The organism is Actinomyces massiliensis 4401292 (assembly GCF_000269805.1).
GTDB classification, from domain to species: Bacteria; Actinomycetota; Actinomycetes; order Actinomycetales; family Actinomycetaceae; genus Actinomyces; species Actinomyces massiliensis.
Window position 1 is genome coordinate 410,926 of the sequence record NZ_JH711483.1, and the last position, 18,779, is coordinate 429,704.

Genomic DNA, 18,779 nt, shown 5'->3' on the forward strand with positions numbered 1-18,779 from the left:
GCTCCGATGGCTTTCAGTGATTCGCGAAGTTGATGGAGTCTACTTTGTCTGAATCTTTTTCCAGGATGATTATTGGACTGGAGCAGCTCGCCTGACACGAGAGATCTACTCGGCATGCGAACTGGTCGGCGTCCACTTGGATTCCCGCCGCTGCGGCGTCGGTGCTGTTCATGCAGGTGCTGACGGTGTAGCCGGCGGATGCGCTGCTGACGATGTTATCGCGTGTCGACTGATAGCCGGGGGTCGGTGAGGAGTTCTCCAACTGCTGGCGCGATTGCGGGGTCGTCAGGCGCCATACGCTCGCCTCATCGGCCTGCGTGAGCGAATCGATGAATGTTCGTGTGACGGTGGTCTTGACGGTGGTCTTGTCGTCCGCTCCGTTGGTGCCGGCGGCGGTCGGCTCGTCGCTCGCGCTCGGTGCGGTGGGAGCCGGCTGCTGCGAGGCGGACGTCGGCGCGTCATCGGCTTCGTTCGCCGTGGTGTCTCGGTTTCCGTGGTCGGACAGCCGGGTGTAGGCGAAGACTCCGATGGCGCCGGCGAGCACCAGAATGCATACCATCGCCGCGACGATCGCTATCACCGTACCCGGGCGCCTGGATGGCGATGCCGGAGCGGGGCTCCCCATGGGGCCGGGATGCCCGGGAAGTCCGGGACGCCCGGGATACCCGGGGTGCCCGGGGTATGCGGGCGCGGCGCTCGACGGGTGCGGCCAGATGGCCGGATGCGATGCGGCGAGGGTTTCGGCGCTCTCCGGATTCTGAGGATTGTCCTGCGGGTTGTGAATCGCGGGCGCGCCCGACGTCTCGGGCGTGCAGGGGGACGATTCCAGGGCGGGCGCTGCGGGGATTCCCGTGAGTGCGTGTGCGAGGTGATCCAGATTCTGTTTCGCCTCGCCGATCTGGGGACGCGCATCCGGATTCTTGTCCAGCATCGTGCTGAGGAGATCCCAGAGCGGGTCGGGAATTCCGGTGGGACGTATGGGGATGGTTTGAGCGTGGGCTGCGATGACGTAATTGTAGGGTCCGTTGAACGGGGTGACCCCACAGGCCATCTCGTACAGTACGATTCCCAGCGAGTATACATCCATGGCGGGGGAGGACCTGTATCCTCCGTTGACTTCCGGGGCCATGTACAAGGGGGTTCCCGCTCCCGCCGCTGTGCGGGTGGCCGATGTCGAGTCGCATATGGATGCGATGCCGAAGTCCGCGATCTTCGGTGTGCTCGGGGATGTGGAGGAGTCGATGAGAACATTCTCCGGCTTGATATCCCTGTGGATTATTCCCGCATTGTGCACGGCCATGATTCCGGAGGCCATGTGGGAGCCTATCCGGGCGACTTCGTGCGGGGGCAGAGATCCCTGGGATCGGATGATGTCTCGAAGGCTTCGCCGTCGGCGTAGTCCATGACCAGGCCGAGCGTATTCCTCTCCACGACGATGTCGTGCACTTCGATGACATTGGGGTCTGAAGCCTTTTTCAGGGCGGTCCACTCTTTGAGGAAGGCGTCTATGACGCTGCTCTCGGTGGTGATGACAGTGTGCAGGATCTTGAATGCGAGAGGCTGCGGGGAGTCTTTCGCACGGCCTTTCCATACCTCCCCCTGTGCTCCCGAACCTATCTGCTCCTCCAGCACATAGCTGTTGCCGAGATGCCGAGGCGATGGAGTCGATGATGGAGTTTCCGTCATAAGAGTTTGCCTGATTCTGCGGGGAGTGGGGCGGAGAGGGCGGGAGACGTGAAGAAGCCGGAATAATTCAGAAGAAGTTATGGGGGAGGTTGGGTGAACCGATATAGCGAGACTACCAGAGCCGGACGGGGCGGCGGCCGGTCCGCCTGGGGCGGGTGCGGTGCGCGCGACGAGGTCGGACGTAATGCGGCTAGTGACTGCTGACGACTGCTCGTGACTGCTTGTAGCTGCTTGTGGTTGCTCGCGCCGGCGTCGCCCGATCGCTATTGCGCGAGGCGATCGTGAGGCCAGGCGGTCGCGATGGGGTCTGATTCTGGGACGGGAATGAAACCGGCTTGCGCTCCTGTTGACCAGCACGTGACTGCGAAACCGTCGAGCAGACCGTCGCCTCCGGCGCCGCCGCGCCGTGCGGGCTCTCCATCGCGCGCCCCGTCGCGCGCCCACGCGCCGGCTGGAGGGCCGCGGGGCAGGGGAGATCGTTCGGTGCGTCCGGGGAGTCATTCCTCCGGCGGCGGGGAATGCGGGCCCGGCCGTCTGGACGCGCCGAACGTTTCCAATGCTCGCAGCGGTGCGGCTGGCACCTGCGAGTGCCCGGGGGCGCTAGGCTCGTGGATGATGACGGACACCGACGAGCCACGCCCCGACGGCGCTCCTCGCGCCAACGGCGAGGCGGCCACCGACCTTCTCACCGATATCGACCCCGACGGCTCCGGCAGCCTCGACCGGGCGCCCGAGGACGAGTCCGAGGAGGAGCGCGCTGCGCGCTTCGAGGCCGACGCCCTGCCCTATCTCGACCAGCTCTACGGTGCGGCCATGCGAATGACGCGCAACCCGGCCGACGCCGAGGACCTGATCCAGGACGCCTACGCCAGAGCCTTCGCCTCCTTCCACCAGTACCGTCCGGGCACGAACCTCAAGGCCTGGCTGTATCGGATCCTGACCAATACCTTCATCAACTCCTACCGCAAGAAGCAGCGCGAGCCGCTCCAGTCGGACGCCGACGCGGTCGAGGACTGGCAGCTGCATCGGGCCGCCTCCCACGACTCCACCGGGCTGCCCAGCGCGGAGAACATCGCTCTGGACGACCTGCCCGACGAGGAGATCAAGGCGGCCTTCTCCGAGTTGAGCGAGGACCGGCGTCTGGCCGTCTACCTGGCTGATGTCGAGGGCTTCTCCTACAAGGAGATCGCCGAGATCATGGACACGCCCATCGGCACCGTCATGTCCCGCCTGCACCGCGGGCGCCGCCAGCTGCGCGAGCTCCTGGCCGATCATGCACGCCAGCTGGGCTACACCACGACCCGGGAGGAGGGGCGCTGATGGGCGGATCGCAGGAGAAGGACGAGCCCTGCTCGTGCTCGGAGGCCCGTGAGCACCTGGAGCGCTTCCTCGACCACGAGTGCGACGTCGACCTGACCGCTCGCCTGGCCGAGCACGTGGCGACCTGCGAGCACTGCTCGCGCATCGCCGACGCCGAGACCCACCTGCGCGAGATCCTGCGGTCGCGCTGCGCGGAGCAGGCGCCGCCCGGGCTGCGAGCCCGGGTGCTGGGGAGGCTGTCGGTCATGCGGTCGACGACCTCGGCGGCCTCGGTGACGTCGGTGACCTCGATGACGTCGGTGACGACCGCCGACGGCACGACGACGGTGCGCAGCCAGTCCGTCCACTACCGGCGCGGGTGATCGGTGCAACTGGGCGGGCGGGTGGCTCGCGATCGTCGACGTGTGCGAGAATGAAGGATGTTTCGTGTCCCCTCGTGGGGCGGTCCATCCACGAGGAGGCAGTCATGAGCAAGCGCGGTCGTAAGCGTCGTGCACGCGCCAAGAGCAGCGCCAACCACGGTAAGCGCCCGAACGCCTGAGCCGTCGGCGCGCAGCGTCGGCTCTCACAGTCCGATGACGGCGGTGGCCGATCACCCGTGCGGTGGTCGGCCACCGTGCGCGTCGGGGGTGCGTGTGACAGAATCGGCGGCATGAGGGCCGAGGACGTGCGTTGCGTCGAGGAGTTGAGTCGGGTGGTGCGCTCCGGGGGCCGAGTCGAGTACCTCCACTTCTGGAAGCCCCGGGCCCGCCCGGACGGGAGCCTGGACGGTTCATGCTTGAGCCAGTGGTGGCCCTCCCCCTTCGAGGCCGACGGCGAGCGCTTCCCCAGCGCGGAGCACTACATGATGTGGCGCAAGGCCCGGCTTTTCGATGACCGGGGGCGAGCCGCCGAGATCCTCGCCGAGCCCAGCCCCGCCCGAGCTCGGGTGATCGGGCGCCGGGTCGCCGGCTTCGACCAGGAGATCTGGACGGCGCACCGCTGGGAGATCGTTGTGGACGCCTCGCTGGGCAAGTTCGGGTCGGACGCCGCGCTGGGCGACTATCTGCTCGGCACGCGCGATCGGGTGCTGGTGGAGGCCTCCCCGTTGGACCGGATCTGGGGCATCGGCCTGGCGGCGGACTCGGAGTTCGCCGAGGTGCCCTCCAGATGGCGGGGGCTGAACCTGCTGGGCTTCGCCCTCATGGAGGCCCGCGCCCGCCTCGTCCCGCCCTCCGCCTCTTCCCGTCGGGATCGGTAGGCGCCCTCGTCGGGACCCGCCGGGTGCCGACGAGTGGAGGTCGTCCCCGGTCTGACCCCGCTGTTCAAGGCCGACCCCGACATTCGCGTCTACACCGTCGCCTGATCCATCGAGATCGGCCGGCTCCGCCGTGAGCTCGACCGGCTCCGCCGCGGGGGGGGGTGCCCCTATGTGGTGTGTCAAGCGGTGGTGGGTAGTTTCGTGGCTGGTTGGGGGTTGTAGAGGGTGTTGTTGCGGATCATGGCGTGCAGGGTCGGGGTGCGGCGGTGGGCCAGGGCGAGGACGGCCTGGTTATGGCGTTTGCCTTGGTCGCGTTTGCGCTGGTAGTAGGCCCGGGAGACGGGGTCGGAGCGCAGTGAGGCGAAGGCGGACAGGAACATGGCGCGCTTGAGTCTCTTGTTGCCGCCGTGGGAGACGTGCTCGCCGCGGATCGATGAGCCGGAGCGGCGTGTGACGGGAGCGAGCCCGGCGTAGGAGGCCAGCTGGGCGCCGGTGTCGAAGGTCTTGCCCAGGGTCTCGGCCAGGAAGACGGCGGAGGTCCTGACCCCGATCCCGGGCATGGAGGTCAGGACCTGGTAAAGAGGGTGGGCCTGCACCAGGGTCTCGACCCGGGCGGCGACATCGGCCCGCTGAGCGTGCAGCGCGATGAGCTGCCTGGCCAGGTGAGGCAGAACCACTGCTGCGGCGTTGGTGCCGGCGACAGTGACACTCTGAAGTTCCAGGGCCGAGACGATCTGGCCAGCCCAGGTGGCGTGCCGCCTGCACCCGTGCTTCTTGAGCCTGGCGTCAATCCTTGCCTTGCCCGCGCTCTTCAGCTTGGCTGGGGTGGGCCAGGCGGCGATGACCTCCAGGATGGCGTCATGCTCCAGCCAGGGCCCCAGCACCCGTTCGAGGGCTGGGTGGATCTGGGTGTACAGGCCCCGGACCCGGTTGGCGGTCTGGTTGACCTGGCGGGCCAGGTCCAGGTCGAAGCCAGTCAGCATGCTCAGCGCCGCGGCGTCCTCGTCCGAGGTGCTAATGGCACGCAGAGTGTGGGGCATGGTCCTGGCGGCCTGGACGATGACGGCAGCGTCCTTCGCGTCGGTCTTGGCGCTGCCCGGCGTCAGGTCGGCGATGCGTCTCATGGACAGTCCGGGCAGGTAGCCCACGGTGATGCCCATGTCCTGAGCCACCGCCACCGCCAGGGCCCCGATGGTGGCGGGCTGATCGACCACCACCAGCAGGTTCCCATGATCGGCCAGCTTCTTGTAGAGAGCACGCAGGCGCTCCTCGTCGTTGGGTAGGGCCCTGTCGAGGACCTTCCGCCCGTCCCGGCTCAGGGCCGTGGCCCAGTGCTCGCTCTTACCGACGTCGATGCCGATGAAGACGTCGATGTCTTCGATATCCATCTCTCCTGCCGCCTCTCGGTCAAGTCGATACGGGGTCAGCCAGTGGACGACCGGTCCCGCACCCACGTATGCGTTAGACCTCACACTCGATGGGTCGTTCCCCTTATCAGCGGTCACCAGCGCCCGGCTGCCGCGGGTGACAACACCCCCCCGGATCATCAGAAGACAGGGGCAAGACATCATGCCCACAGCAGCTGGCCCAGCCCCCGGCACCTACCACCAGGGACCACCAACAAGGTAACGGGGGAGAGGCGCTCATCCAGGTCGGCTTCGTCTCACAATGCCTGACCCGCCTCAAGGAGCAGGGGATCCACACCGCGATCGACACCGCCGGGAACGTCCCCTGGGGCTACTTCGCGAGGGTCGTCGACCGCACCGACCTGTTCCTCTACGACATCAAGGCCATCGACGAGGACGCGCACCGCCGGGGCACCGGCGTGTCCGGCCGCCGCGTCCTGGACAACGCCCGGCGGCTCGCCGAGGCCGGGAAGACCATGTGGATCCGCCTCGTGGTGATCCCCGGCTGGAACGACGCCGCCGCCGATCTCGCGGCGCGCGTCCGCTTCGCCGCCTCCCTGGGCCCCGCCGTCGAGAGGGTCGACCTCCTCGGCTACCACACGCTCGGCGTCGGCAAGCACCTCAGGCTGGGCATGGACTACGAGCTGAGCGAGATCCCGGCCGTGGACGAGGCCCTCATCGACTCCGTACTCGAGCTCGGCCGCGAACTGGGACTGGCCATCAAGTACGAGCCCGGTGTCCAGGCCGCGGCGCGGCGGACCTCGGTGCGGGGCAGGATCGCCTGAGCCCGGTCCGCCCGTGGGCGACAACCCGCGGCCGACACGGGTCGGCACCGGCACGGACCAGCGCGGACGGCCGGCCACCCTGCGGGATGACCGGCCGTCCGCCGTCGTGCCGGCACGATGAGCGGATCGCTCACCCGGCCCGCAGACTGCGCCGCGAGAACACCAGGAGGGACAGTGCCAGCAGCGCCGCGGCCGCCGCGCACTGCCCGGCGATCACCCGCGGATCCGGGTCGTCCACGGGCAGGCTGCCCACCATGTGCGTCGGCGAGAGGTCACGGGCCCACTCGGGCAGGCGCAGAGCCTCCGCCAGGAAGTCGACGACCGCCGTCCATGCCACCGGCACCCATCCGAGCGCGCACCAGCGGGGACCGAGGGACGCCAGCAGCGCCTGCAGGGCGCCGATGAGCACCACGGGCGGCAGGTAGGCCCAGCCGACCTCCAGGACCGAGGCGACCGGCACGGACCGATCGGCCACGCCCCAGATGCTCACCCCCAGCACCGATGCGGATAGGCCGAGGACGCAGGCCGTGGACAGCAGCGTCGCGGCCCACCAGCCCAGCCAGAACCGGGATCGCCCGAGCCGGGTGGACAACGCCAGCCCCAGGCGGCCCGAGGACTCCTCGGCGGCCAGGTGCGCGGCGCCCTGCACCGCCGCACTGGTGCTGCCGATGACCATGATGGTGGCGGCCAGCTGCACCACCAGGTCCGACGCGTGCTCGACTCCCATGCTGGCCAGCATTGAGGGGTTGGCGGCGATAACCTCGGTCATCTCCTGACTGAACAGTCCGATGAGCAGCGCCCACAGGCACACGAGCGTGAGCCAGGTTCCCGTGACCGCGCGCTCCAGTCGCAGTGCCAGCACCCAGGGGGCGGCGGCGCGCGTCGAGCCGCGCGCCGGTCCGGGCCGCGGGGCGATGACACCCGCGCCGGCGTCGCGGCGCACGGCCACCACCGCGGCCGCGGTCAGCAGCGCCACGGAGGCGAGGCAGTAGGCCGCCAGGGGCCACGCCCGCGGTGAGTCGAAGGCACGGACCTCCGGCAGCCACCCCAACGGGCTCGCCCACGCGGCGTCCCACCCCATGGCGTCGATGACGAAGCGGGTGAGGTAGACCATGCTGACCGCGCCCAGGCCGAGCTGCTGGGCGGTGTGCGCCTGCTGGCACAGCTCGCCCAGGAGCAGGCCGACGGCGGCGAAGAACAGGACGCACGCGCCCACGCCGGCCGCGTACCAGGCCGAGCCGACCACGGGCAGGCCGGTCGCCGCCATGGAGACCGTCAGCCCCACCGCCGTGACGGCGCAGGTCAGGACCAGCAGCAGGGCGGCGGCGGCCGGCGGGGCCAGCCGTCCCACGCGCGATGCGGTGAGCAGCTCGGTGCGCCCGGCCTCCTCCTGGCGCCTGGTCAGTCCAATGGCCGTCACCACGCCCAGGATCGGGAAGAGGATCTGCCCCATGAATCCGACCTCGACGCCGGTGATCCCCCCGAGGGTGTCCAGCGCGTAGCCGCGGCCGTTGAAGGCGGTGGAGATGCCCGAGACACCCGCGGTCGCGGCGTACTCGACGCGCTGGGCCCGGGTGGGGTAGAGCCCCTCGACGCCCACGGCGATGGCCGTCACCAGGGCGATGCAGATGACCGCGACCAGCGCCGGGCCGCGCCATGAGGTGCGCAGCCCCAGGACCGTCATCCCTCCCAGGCCTGCCAGCGGGCGGCTGCGACGGTGAGCGGACCGTGTCATCGCGGCTCACCGCCGTCGTCGGACCCCTGCCCGGTGTACTGGTCCAGGAAGAGCTGCTCGAGGCTCGGGGGGTGCACGGCGACCTGCAGCGGCCGGGCCGCTCCGATCGCGCTGAGGACCGCGGGGAGCGCGGCGGCCTCGGCCAGCAGCGTGGTGCGGCGGCCCCGCGGCTCGGCCTGGGAGTGCAGGCGGTTGACGCCGTCCATGCGCTCCAGCTCGGGCACGGCGGCGGGGGTGACGACGTCGACGGCGGTGGCGGCGCTGGAGCGCAGCTGCGCCAACGACCCGGTGAAGACGGCCCGCCCGGCGCGCACGACCGTGAGCCGGTCGCACAGGGTTTCGACCTCGGCCAGGATGTGGCTGGAGAGCAGGACGGAGGTCCCGGCGGCGGAGCGCTCGGTGACGACGGCCTGGAAGACCGCCTCCATGAGGGGGTCGAGTCCGGAGGTGGGCTCGTCCAGGACGAGCAGCTCGACGTCGCAGGCCAGGGCCGCCACGAGTGCGACCTTCTGGCGGTTGCCCTTGGAGTAGGTGCGGAAGCGCCGGGTGGGGTCGAGCTCGAAGCGCTCGACGAGCTCGTCGCGGCGGACCCCGTTCATGGTGCCGTGGAAGCCGCCGAGCAGGTCGATGCACTGGCCGCCGGTGAGATTGGGCCACAGCATGGTGTCACCGGGGACGTAGGCCAGGCGGGAGTGGATGTCGACGGCGTGGCGCAAGGCGTCCTGGCCGAAGACTGCGACCGTGCCGGAGCTGAGCCGGAGCTGGCCGAGCAGAGCGCGGATCGTGGTCGACTTGCCGGCGCCGTTAGGGCCCAGGAAGCCATGGATCTCACCGGTGCGGACGGACAGGTCCAGTCCGTCCAGGGCGGTGACGGCGCCGAAGCGCTTGACGAGTGACTGTGCCTCAACAACACAATCTGACAGTGACTTGCTCATGAGAGTCACTTTACTTGTTAAGGTGGGGCTGTCAAGAGCCGACGACGCCCCAGGAGAGCCCCGTGTCCGTCCCCTCCAGGCGCTCCGGTGCCGACGCCCCGGAGCGTGACGCCGCCGACAGCGCCGCGAACGCCGCCCGCGCGCCGCGGCCGGGCCTGCGCGAGCGCAAGAAGGCGGCGACAATGCACCGCATCCAGGCCGCCGCCCTCGACCTGTTCGAGCGGCACGGCTTCGACGCGGTGAGCATCGAGCAGGTCGCCGACGCCGCCGAGGTCTCACCGTCCACGGTCTACCGCTACTTCGGGACCAAGGAGGGACTGGTCGTCCACGACGAGTACGACGACCGCGTCCTTAAGCTGCTCGTCTACTACCTCCAGCGCGACGGCGACCTGGCGCACGTGCTGACCCGGGTGCTGGACGAGCTGTGGGCGGAACACTTCGTCAAGGACGCCGGACCCTCCTGGGTGCGCACCCGCTGGTGCTTCGAGCACCCCTCGATCCAGGGCGCCATGTGGGTCCTGGTCAACGAGCAGGTGGAGACCATCGCCCGGGCCGTGAGCGACTCGCGACGGATGCCGCTGCTGCGGGCCAGGATCCTGGCCTCGGCGACCGTGTGGGGGATCGTGGCGGTCCTGCGCACCTGGTACGAGCAGGACGGGGCGAGCGACTTGCGTGCGGACATCGGCCAGGTCATCGACATGCTGGCGCGCCTGGAGCAGACGTCGCCCGGGTTCTAAGACGTAGGGCCGACGGGGGCGCCGGGCCAGTAGGGGCTGGCCACCGTGCTGCCCGGGCACCGCGACGAGCAGTCCGGGGACGCCGGGCCGGCAGGGGCCGATCGAGCGCGGCGAACGGGGGCGATGCCTCCGATGAATCGGTTCGTAGACTGCGCGTGTGAACGATCGACTCAGCTTCGAGGGTCTGCGCTACGCCCAGGCGGTCGCCCGCACCGGCTCCTTCAGCGCGGCCGCCCGGGAGTACGACCTCACCCAGCCGGCGCTGTCCAACGCCATCCGCCGCCTGGAGAAGATCCTCGGAGCCCGGCTGTTCGAGCGCAATACGCGCGGCGCCCGCCCCACCGTCTTCGGCGCGACCATCCTGCCCCGGATCGACGCCGCCCTGGCCGCGCTCGACGCCATCACCGCGGAGGCCCGGCACTGGCGGGCGGGCGAACCGCGGCCCGTGCGCATCGGCGTCTCCCCGCTCATCAGCGCCGACGTCGTCGCCCGCGCCCACAGCGCCGTCGCGGGCCTCCTCGGTCGCGGGAGGGGCTCCTTCGTCCTGCGCGAGGCCGATCTGTCCGAGTTGTGCACGGCCCTCGACGACGACGAGCTCGACCTCATCGTCGTCCCCGCGGTTCTCCCGCTCACCCGTTATCGTCATCACGTCACTGGCAGCGAGCCGGTCGTGCTCGTCGAGCCGGGGGCGGGCGATGCGGCGGGCCCCGTGAACTCTGCGAGCCCGACGGACCCGACGCGGGCAGCGGACCCGGCGAACTCGGCGGACCCGGTGGGCTCGGCGGATCCGGCGAGCCCGGCCGAGGTGCGCGCGGCCGCCGCCCGCATTGACGATGTCGCGCGCCGCACCCTCCTCCTGGTCCCCGACACCTGCGGGCTGACGACCTTCACCCGCGACCTGCTCGCTGATCGCGGACTGCCGCTTCGGGCCTACTCGGGGGAGGCCGCCAGCTACCGGGTGCTCGAGGACTGGGCGGGGATGGGGCTCGGTAGCGCGCTCCTGCCCCGCTCGAAGGTGACCCGCGTTGACTCGAGCGTGCGGCCCGTGGTCGACGCCCGCGGCGCGGTCGTCACGATCGCCTACGAGGCGGCCTGGGACGGCGCGTCGCCGATCGCGGGCGAACTCGAAGCCCTGGCGGAACTCCTCGCCTCCTGAGCGCCGCCTCGTTCCTCGTCGCCACGATTCTCCTACCCACCACCGCGCCCCTCCGCCTCTGCTACGCTCCTTCTCCCTTTGCTACGCTCCCTTTTCTCGTACAGTGAAGGGTCAAGGGGCGTAGTAGACGTCGCCACGCCGCATGGTTGATTTCAACGACGGCTGGGATCAAGTGGGTTGTCAGTGAGATCGGCTTGAATAACCGCCGGAACCGGCCCGGCGGCCACCGGAACCGACCGAGCCGGTGTGCCGGAAGCGGTCGAGCCTTTCTTACCGGGAGTGACGGGTCCGTGGGCCCGGATCGGTGCGGTGATGGGGATGGGCGGGCGGTGGTGCGGGTCAAGTCTCTTGGTGTGGTGTTCTTCCGGTCAGGTGGTGATGGCGGGCAGGGCGGGGCGACTGTTGACGCCGTCGGTGCTGTTGTCGGTGTGGAGCATGTCGGTCAGGTGTCGCAGTGAGGTCTGGGAGAGGTATCGGCGTTCTCCGTACTGCCACTCCTCGTTGCTCTGGCAGGACGGAGCCGATCAGACGGGTGACGGACTCGCTGTCGGGGAAGACCTGGACGACGTCTGCGCGGCGCTTGATCTCGCGGTTGAGGCGCTCGATGGGGTTGTTGGACCAGATCTTGGTCCAGTGCTCCCCGGGGCGGACGGGTCGTGGCGAAGGCCGTTGGGTCCGGCTCGGCGTCGGCCGGCATCTGAGCGATCTCGGGGAAGGCGTCCCTCAAAGTGTCGATGACGTGCTGGTACTGGGCGGCGACGGCCTCGGGCGTGGTCTGGGCGAAGATCGTGGAGACCAGGGCGCCCGCGGGCTTGGACTGGGCCGACCCCAGCTTGGAGGTGATGGTGCGGGCGAAGTGGACGCGGCAGCGCTGCCAGGACGCCCCGGGCAGGATGGCCCTGACCGCGGCGCGGATGCCGGCGTGCGCGTCACTGGTGACCAGGACCACGCCCTCGGGGTCGTGGGGCGAGGGGACCTTGAGTCCCCGTTCGCGCAGGGACCGCAGGAAGGACGTCCAGAAATCGGTGGTCTCGGCGTCCCCCAGGGCCATGTTCCGGGATCTCCCGGCGGCCCTGGGCCGACACGCCGGTGGCCACCACCAGCGCCCGGGAGACCACCCGGCGCCCCGCCCTCACGTCCAGGTACGTGGCGTCCACGAACAGGTAGGGGAATCGGGTGTGGTCCAGGCGGCGGGACAGGAACTCGTGCACGTCCTCGTCGATGTCCTTGCAGATCCGGGAGACCGTGGACCTGGAGATCCCGGACTCATTGCCCAGGGCCTTGACCAGGTCGTTGACCTTGCGCGTGGAGACCCCTTCGATCCACGCCTGGCAGATCACGGCGCAGGGCCTTGTCCACGCGCCTGCGCGGGTGGAGCAGGGACGGGAAGAAGGATCCGGTCCGAAGCTTGGGGATGGCGAGCTCGACCTCGCTGGCGGTGGTGGCCACCGTCTTGAGGCGCTTGCCGTTGCGCCTGTTGGTGCGCTCCGGCGTGCGCTCGTAGCGCCCCGCGCCGATCACGGCGGCGGCCTCGGCGTCGACCAGGTCCTGCAACCCGGCCTGGAGCAGGCGGCGGAAGACGTCGTCGTGAGCGAGATCGGGGTCGGCAAGGACTTCCCGGATCAGCGTGGACACGGCAGACTGGTGACTGGGCATCGTGGGTGCACTCCTTGTGAATCTTGGTCGAAGAACTGGGGCTCCCACGATGCCCGCCGCCCTTCACGGGCCGGCGGGCCCCTCGACGCCGAGGGCCCGCGGGAATTGCCACCACACTAAGAGACGCACCCGTGGTGCGGGTGGGGCTCCTGGGATGGTCCGGGACGGGGCGTGTCCAAATCTGTTGCAAAGGCGCTCCGGGCTGGGATCGACCACGGAAGAAAGTGCGGAATATCAACGTTTTTTCTCGTGCATCTCGGCTCGACCCGGGCCTTTGCAACAGATTTGGACAACCCGCGCCGCTGCGGGCCCCGGGAGGGGCGCCGCGAGCCGGACGACGACCACGGCGGCATCCCGATCGGCCGGGCGGGCCCACGAGAACGTCCACCAGGGGCTCGTCCTCGCGGGTCGGGGCACCCGGCGTACCCCGGCGCACCGCTGTGCGCGAGAGGCCGGCTCGTCCTCGCGGGTCGCGGTGTCTGGCCCCGGGCGCCTCCTGGCATCGGGAGTGTATTTCGCTCTCGAGAAGGCGTTTCCGACCGCTGCTCTCGAGAGCGGGGCGGACATCTCGGCGAGAAAGGGGCCGACCGCATCCGACGAGGGGCGGTTCCGGCGCCCCACTCCATTCCGCTCGCCGATCGTCCCGCATGGTGGGGCAGTGTCTCGCATGTCGTGACGCGGTCGCTCTGCTTGGACCACTTGCGTGCGGTTGGACCACTTATGTTCCGTTGGACCACCGTATTTCGTGAACCAGGTGGTCCAACGGAACATAAGTGGTCCAAGCAGAAGAGCGCCGCCATGAGCCCGCTGGCGACCCTGCGACCCGCACCCGCATCACCGTCCTATGAATATTGATGATCACTCGGAGCGGCTCGCTGGCCAAAATATAACTTTGAGTGATGCCGACATTAAGGAGAATCCTCTACCGAATCAGCCTCGTCGACCCTACGGTGCGGGCAGTGGCGCACCGGCAGCCGGTCGAGCACCGAGACGCCACCCGATATCGAAGAAGCCATCATGACCGCATATCTCCAGGTCACCATGACCATCAACCCGGACGACCGCGCCGCCGGCGCCAAGGTCTACTCCGACTACCTGCAGGAGTTCCTCGACACGGTCCCCGGCGCGAGGACCAAGGAGCTTCTCGTCCGCGATGAGGATGTCCAGGTCCTCCACGGCTTCGAGACCCCCGAGCAGGCCAACGCCTACCTGAGCAGTGAGCTCTTCACCACCAAGGTCGTCCCCGGTCTGACCCCGCTGTTCAAGGCCGACCCCGACATTCGCGTCTACACCGTCGCCTGATCCATCGAGATCGGCCGGCTCCGCCGTGAGCTCGACCGGCTCCGCCGCGGGGGGCGGCGGTCCTGTGCTGTCTCGGTGCGGAGCTCGACCGGTCCGGGTGAGGGGGACTCCTGGGCCGCGCTCAGCTCGGCTGCTCCACTCCCAGCCACTCGTACCAGCCGCGGTGCAGCACCAGCCAGGCGAGCAGCCCGTAACCGGCCTGGCCGGGGTGGCTGCCGCCGGCCGCGGCGACGTCGGTCATCCACTGCTCATGGTTGTGCAGCGGCTCGAAGGTCTCCACGTAGGGGATCTTGCGCCGGTGGCACACCTCACTCACTGCACGCGACAGCGCCGCCGTGGCATCGGGATTGACCCCGGGCAGCGGTGGGGGCCCGACGACGAAGCAGGACCGTTGCTCGCCGGCCGCCTTGTCCAGGATGTTGGCCAGCGCCAGACGGCTGCGGGCGGGCGAGATGCCGGAGTTGACGTCGGCCGCGCCCAGTCCGATGACCAGGCGGTTGGTCCCGGTGTGGGTGGAGCGCGCAGCCACCTCGGACGGCCAGCGGTCGGCGAGTTGGACCGTCGTCTCCCGGGGCACGGCCAACGTTGCCCAGAAGGCCTCCAGGTCTCGGGGAGTGCGCGCCATGACGCGCCCTGTCCACCCCAGTGCCCGGGGATCGCCGTAGCCGGCCACGAGTTCGTCGCCGATGAAGTGGATCCGGGTCTCGTCCACGTCGCTCCTTTCTCGCCGTCGGCGGTCGGACCGGGCCTGGTGATCAGCCCGGGGTCCGGGCGCCGATGCGGCCGTGGCCCGATGTCGCCGCCGTCGCGCAGTGGCTCCTGGAGGACGACGCTACCGCGCTCCGGGCCGGGACGCCGCAGCGCCGCGATCGATGTTCCCGGGTGGCGCGGTTTCTCGGGAGCGGCGGGCGTCCGCCTCGGGGCCGCTCGGCTCCGCCGGGGCCGCTCTCAGGGGCGCGCGAAAGCGGCCTCCATGAGCGCCGCCTGCTGGGCCCGGTAGGCGCCGGCGCTGCCGACCGCCGGGGAGGCCGCCTCGGGCGGCGAGACCAGCTGCAGCTGCCTGCCCCCGGTGATCGCCGCGGGCATGTGCAGGGCGAGCCACGGCCAGATCCCCTGGTTCGCGGCCTCGTCCTGGACGAAGACGAGCTCGGCGTCCGGGTAGGGCGCCAGCGCCTCGGCCAGCTCGGCCTCCGGCAGCGGGTAGAGCTGCTCGAGGCGGATGATCGCCGTTGAGGTGTCTCCTCGTTCGGCCCGCTCCTCGGCCAGCGCGTAGTACGCCCGACCCGAGCACAGCAGCACCCGGTCGACCCCCGCACCCGCGCCGATCCGCTCATCGACCTCGCCGATCACCGGTAGGAAGGCTCCGGAGGTGAAATCCTCCACCTGGGAGGAGGCGGCCTTGAGACGCAGCAGCTGCTTGGGGGTGAACACGACCAGCGGACGGCGCGGGCGGGAGTAGGCGTGCTCGCGCAGCAGGTGGAAGTGGTTGGCGGGAGTCGAGGGCATGGCCACCCGCATGTTCCCCTGGGCGCACATCTGCAGATAGCGCTCGATGCGGGCCGAGGAGTGATCCGGCCCCTGGCCCTCCTGGCCGTGGGGCAGGAGCATGACCAGCCCGGAGCGCTGCCCCCACTTCTGCCCGGCCGAGGTGATGTACTCATCGATCACGCTCTGGGCGCCATTGGCGAAGTCGCCGAACTGCGCCTCCCAGACCGTCAGCCCCTCGGGGCGCTCCACCGCGTAGCCGTACTCGAAGCCGAGCGCCGCGTACTCGCTCAGCAAGGAGTCGTAGATGCTCAATGTCGCCTGATCCGGGGTGAGGAACTCCAGCGGCGTCCACTCGGCGCCCGAGTCGTGGTCGTGCAGCACGGCATGACGCTGGGCGAAGGTGGCGCGCCGGGCGTCCTCGCCGACCACGCGCACCGGCACGCCCTCCATGAGCAGCGAGCCGAAGGCGATGAGCTCTCCCATGCCCCAGTCGATGCCGCCCTCGCGCGTGGCGCGCCGGCGCTTGGCCAGCATCGCCTCCAGCTTGGGGTGGACCGTGAACCCCTCCGGATAGGCGACCTGGGAGTCCCCGATCCGCTCGACGACATTGCGCGGGACCCCGCTGGTCCAGCCGATCATCATGCCCTCGCCGGCCCGCTGGGAGGCGGGCACCTCCAGACTCGTGGTCTGCAGCCCCACCTTGGTGGGGTCGGTGGCGTCGAACGCATCGCCGGAGGAGCCTTGGCCGGCGCGGGGGGAGTGCGCGTGAGCGGCCCGGGTCTCGGCGAAGATCCGCTCCAGCTCGTCGTGGAACTCCTTCTCGATCCGCTTGGCGTCCTCGGCCGCGATGTCCTTGCGCCCCACCAGGTCGGCGGTGTAAACGGCACGAGTCGAGGGCAGGGAGTCGATGAGTCGGTACATGACCGGCTGGGTCATCGACGGGTCGTCGCCCTCGTTGTGACCGCGACGGCGGTAGCAGATCAGGTCGATGATGACGTCCTTGTGGAAGGCCGCCCGGTACTCGTAGGCGCGGCGGGCGGCGCGGGCGACCGTCTCGGGATCATCGGCGTTGACGTGGAAGATCGGCACCTGCAGGCCCTTGGCCAGGTCCGTGGCGTAGGTGGTCGAGCGCGCCGATGCGGCGCCGGTGGTGAAGCCGATCTGGTTGTTGACGATCACGTGCACGGTGCCGCCGGTGCGATAGGCGGGCAGCTGACTCATGTTGAGGGTCTCGTAGACCACTCCCTGCCCGGCGAAGGCGGCATCGCCGTGAACCAGGACCGGCAGCACCGTGTAGCCCTTGTCGCCCAGGCCGATGCGGTCCTGCTTGGCGCGCACGATCCCCTCGACGACGCCGTCGACCGTCTCCAGGTGGGACGGGTTGGCCGCTAGGGACACGCGCGTGCTCACGCCGTCGGTGCCAGTGAAGACGCCCTCGGTGCCCAGGTGGTACTTCACGTCGCCGGTGCCCGCGCCCTCGATGACGTTGGTGCCGTCGAACTCGTCGAAGATCTGCCCGTAGGACTTCCCGGCGATATTGGTCAGGACATTGAGGCGGCCGCGGTGGGTCATGCCGATGACGACCTCGTCCAGGCCATCGTGGGCCGCCGAGTCCAGCAGCCGGTCCAGCAGGACGATGAGGGACTCCCCGCCCTCCAGGCTGAAGCGCTTCTGCCCCACGTACTTGGTCTGCAGGAAAGTTTCGAAGGCCTCGGCCTGCTCCAGCTTGGTCAGGATCCGACAGCGCTCGTTCGGGGTGATCGCCAGCCACTCGCCCTCGAGGCGCTCCTGCCACCAGGCGCGCTGGGCGGGATCCTGGATGTGCATGTACTCGATGCCGACGGTCCGGCAGTAGGCGCGGCGCAGACGCGCGAGGATCTCGCGCAGAGTCGCCCGTTCGGTGCCGCCCAGACCGCCGGTGGGGAAGGTGCGGTCCAGGTCCCACAGGCTCAGTCCGTAGGTGGACAGGTCCAGATCCGGGTGGCGGCGCAGGCGGTGGGTCAGCGGATCGGTGTCCGCGGCCAGGTGCCCGCGCTGGCGGAAGGCGTGGATGAGTTCGGCCACGCGGGCGGGCTTGCCGGTCTCCAGCTCGGGGTCGTAGGTGGTGTCACGGGCCCAGCGCACCGGTTCGTGCGGAATCCGCAGAGACTCGAAGACCCGGTCCCAGTACCCGTCCAGTCCCAGGAGCTTGTGCTCCACCAGCCGCAGGAATTCGCCGGAGGCCGCGCCCTGGATGACGCGGTGGTCGTAGGTCGAGGTCAGGGTGACGACCTTGCCGACTCCGCTGCGGGCCAGGGTCTGCTCACTGGAACCCGCGAAGGCGGCCGGATAGGACATGGACCCCACCCCGACGATGAGGCCCTGACCGGGCATGAGGCGCGGAACCGAGTGAAGGGTGCCGATCATGCCGGGATTGGTCAGGGTCACGGTGGTGCCCCGGAAGTCGTCCACCTCCAGCTTGCCCTTGCGCGCCTTGGCGACCAGATCCTCGTAGGCCGCGACGAAGCCGGCGGCGTCCATCAGGTCCGACTTCTTGATGGAGGGCACCAGGAGACGGCGCTCGCCGCTGGGGGAGGGGATGTCGATGGCCAGGCCGAAGGCGACATGGGCGGGGGTGTGCGCAGTGGGCCTGCCGGCGTCGTCCGTGGTGTAGGAGACGTTCATGGAGGGCATCTCGGTCAGGGATTCGACCACGGCCCATCCGATGAGGTGGGTGAAGGAGATCTTGCCACCATGGGTGTGACGGAGGTGGCCGTTGATCACCGCGCGATTCTCGATGAGGACCTTGGCGGGGATGGTGCGGGCGGAGGTGGCGGTCGGGATCGACAGCGATTCCTCCATGTTCTTGGCGGTGCGGGCCGCGGCGCCCTTCAAGCGCACGTTGGCGTCCTGGCAGGTGTCGCCCTCCGGCGAATTGACGTGCTGGTGCGCCCTGCGCTGGGCGTAGGGCGATGTGGGCGGGGCGGCGTCGGAGGGAGGGGCGGGAGGCAGGTCGGAGCGGGTGACGTCCTGGACGGCCGTGGGAGCGCGTCGGGGCGAGGAGCCCGATCCCGGTGCCGTCGGCGGGTCTTCGAGAGCTGCGTCCTCAGGGCTCTCAGGACTCTCGGGGTGATGAGGGCTCTCGGAGCCCTCGAACAGCGCCCGCCATTGGGGACTCACCGAGGAGGGATCGGCCTGCCAGGCATCCCGCATCTCCTCCACCATCCACTCGTTGGCTCCGAAGCCTGCGGCGGCGCTGTCCTGTGTCGACACGGTGCGTGTTCTCCTCGTCGCGGGGTCAGCGCCACCCGCCCGCGAGCCCGGCGGCGAAGCGATGACGATGACGCAGACGGG

General features: G+C 69.7%; 13 protein-coding genes and 2 pseudogenes. 8 read left to right on the forward strand and 7 right to left on the reverse strand.

Features of this window, described 5'->3' with window-relative positions; genetic code table 11:
• Positions 1-13: 13 nt before the first annotated feature.
• Positions 14-1,753, reverse strand: a pseudogene (locus W5W_RS15330) (serine/threonine-protein kinase); the annotation flags it as partial.
• Positions 1,754-2,298: 545 nt separating this feature from the next.
• Between W5W_RS15330 and W5W_RS15080 the strand changes: the two are divergent.
• From W5W_RS15080 to W5W_RS15090, 4 genes are all read left to right on the forward strand, one after another.
• Entirely contained in the window at positions 2,299-3,006 is a 708-nt protein-coding gene (locus W5W_RS15080) for a sigma-70 family RNA polymerase sigma factor (protein ID WP_017195776.1), read from the forward strand.
• A complete protein-coding gene (gene rsrA / locus W5W_RS15085; RefSeq protein WP_017195777.1) occupies positions 3,006-3,368 on the forward strand; it encodes a mycothiol system anti-sigma-R factor in 363 nt (120 codons plus the stop codon). The genes W5W_RS15080 and rsrA overlap by 1 nt, the downstream gene beginning before the upstream one ends.
• Positions 3,369-3,472: 104 nt before the next feature.
• The gene (locus W5W_RS16955) at positions 3,473-3,547 is read left to right on the forward strand and encodes a 50S ribosomal protein bL37 (protein WP_370538935.1); all 75 of its coding nucleotides are present in this window, start codon (positions 3,473-3,475) and stop codon (positions 3,545-3,547) included.
• Positions 3,548-3,658: 111 nt separating this feature from the next.
• A complete protein-coding gene (locus W5W_RS15090; protein WP_034499119.1) occupies positions 3,659-4,246 on the forward strand; it encodes an NADAR family protein in 588 nt (195 codons plus the stop codon).
• A gap of 179 nt (positions 4,247-4,425) precedes the next feature.
• Here W5W_RS15090 and W5W_RS0113480 read toward each other — a convergent pair whose 3' ends face one another.
• Positions 4,426-5,634 (reverse strand): IS110 family RNA-guided transposase, encoded by a 1,209-nt coding sequence (locus W5W_RS0113480; protein WP_017195779.1) that lies wholly within the window; start codon positions 5,632-5,634, stop codon positions 4,426-4,428.
• A gap of 194 nt (positions 5,635-5,828) precedes the next feature.
• Between W5W_RS0113480 and W5W_RS15870 the strand changes: the two genes are divergently transcribed.
• On the forward strand, positions 5,829-6,437 hold the full coding sequence (locus tag W5W_RS15870) for a radical SAM protein (protein ID WP_081486256.1): 609 nt from the start codon (positions 5,829-5,831) through the stop codon (positions 6,435-6,437).
• A gap of 130 nt (positions 6,438-6,567) precedes the next feature.
• Here the strand turns inward: W5W_RS15870 and W5W_RS0113490 are convergent, their stop codons facing one another.
• The gene (locus tag W5W_RS0113490) at positions 6,568-8,172 is read right to left on the reverse strand and encodes an ABC transporter permease (protein ID WP_034499120.1); all 1,605 of its coding nucleotides are present in this window, start codon (positions 8,170-8,172) and stop codon (positions 6,568-6,570) included.
• Positions 8,169-9,107 carry an ABC transporter ATP-binding protein gene (locus W5W_RS0113495; protein ID WP_017195782.1) on the reverse strand — a complete coding sequence of 313 codons (939 nt, stop codon included), beginning with the start codon at positions 9,105-9,107 and terminating at the stop codon, positions 8,169-8,171. Before W5W_RS0113495 ends, W5W_RS0113490 begins: the two co-directional genes overlap by 4 nt.
• Positions 9,108-9,169: 62 nt before the next feature.
• On the opposite strand from W5W_RS0113495, the gene W5W_RS0113500 reads away from it, so the two are divergent.
• Positions 9,170-9,844 carry a TetR/AcrR family transcriptional regulator gene (locus tag W5W_RS0113500; protein ID WP_017195783.1) on the forward strand — a complete coding sequence of 225 codons (675 nt, stop codon included), beginning with the start codon at positions 9,170-9,172 and terminating at the stop codon, positions 9,842-9,844.
• Between the two features lie 157 nt (positions 9,845-10,001).
• Entirely contained in the window at positions 10,002-11,000 is a 999-nt protein-coding gene (locus W5W_RS0113505; RefSeq protein WP_017195784.1) for a LysR family transcriptional regulator, read from the forward strand.
• A 368-nt stretch (positions 11,001-11,368) separates the two neighbouring features.
• Here the strand turns inward: W5W_RS0113505 and W5W_RS15100 are convergent.
• Positions 11,369-12,656, reverse strand: a pseudogene (locus W5W_RS15100) (IS256 family transposase).
• Positions 12,657-13,673: 1,017 nt separating this feature from the next.
• On the opposite strand from W5W_RS15100, the gene W5W_RS0113525 reads away from it, so the two are divergent.
• A complete protein-coding gene (locus W5W_RS0113525) occupies positions 13,674-13,958 on the forward strand; it encodes a hypothetical protein (protein ID WP_017195785.1) in 285 nt (94 codons plus the stop codon).
• A gap of 121 nt (positions 13,959-14,079) precedes the next feature.
• Here the strand turns inward: W5W_RS0113525 and W5W_RS0113530 are convergent, their stop codons facing one another.
• Both W5W_RS0113530 and W5W_RS0113535 read right to left on the reverse strand, forming a co-directional pair.
• Positions 14,080-14,670, reverse strand: a complete 591-nt coding sequence (locus W5W_RS0113530) for a GDSL-type esterase/lipase family protein (protein WP_008734198.1) — start codon at positions 14,668-14,670, stop codon at positions 14,080-14,082.
• Between the two features lie 236 nt (positions 14,671-14,906).
• Positions 14,907-18,698 carry a multifunctional oxoglutarate decarboxylase/oxoglutarate dehydrogenase thiamine pyrophosphate-binding subunit/dihydrolipoyllysine-residue succinyltransferase subunit gene (locus W5W_RS0113535; protein WP_017195786.1) on the reverse strand — a complete coding sequence of 1,264 codons (3,792 nt, stop codon included), beginning with the start codon at positions 18,696-18,698 and terminating at the stop codon, positions 14,907-14,909.
• Positions 18,699-18,779 lie beyond the last annotated feature (81 nt).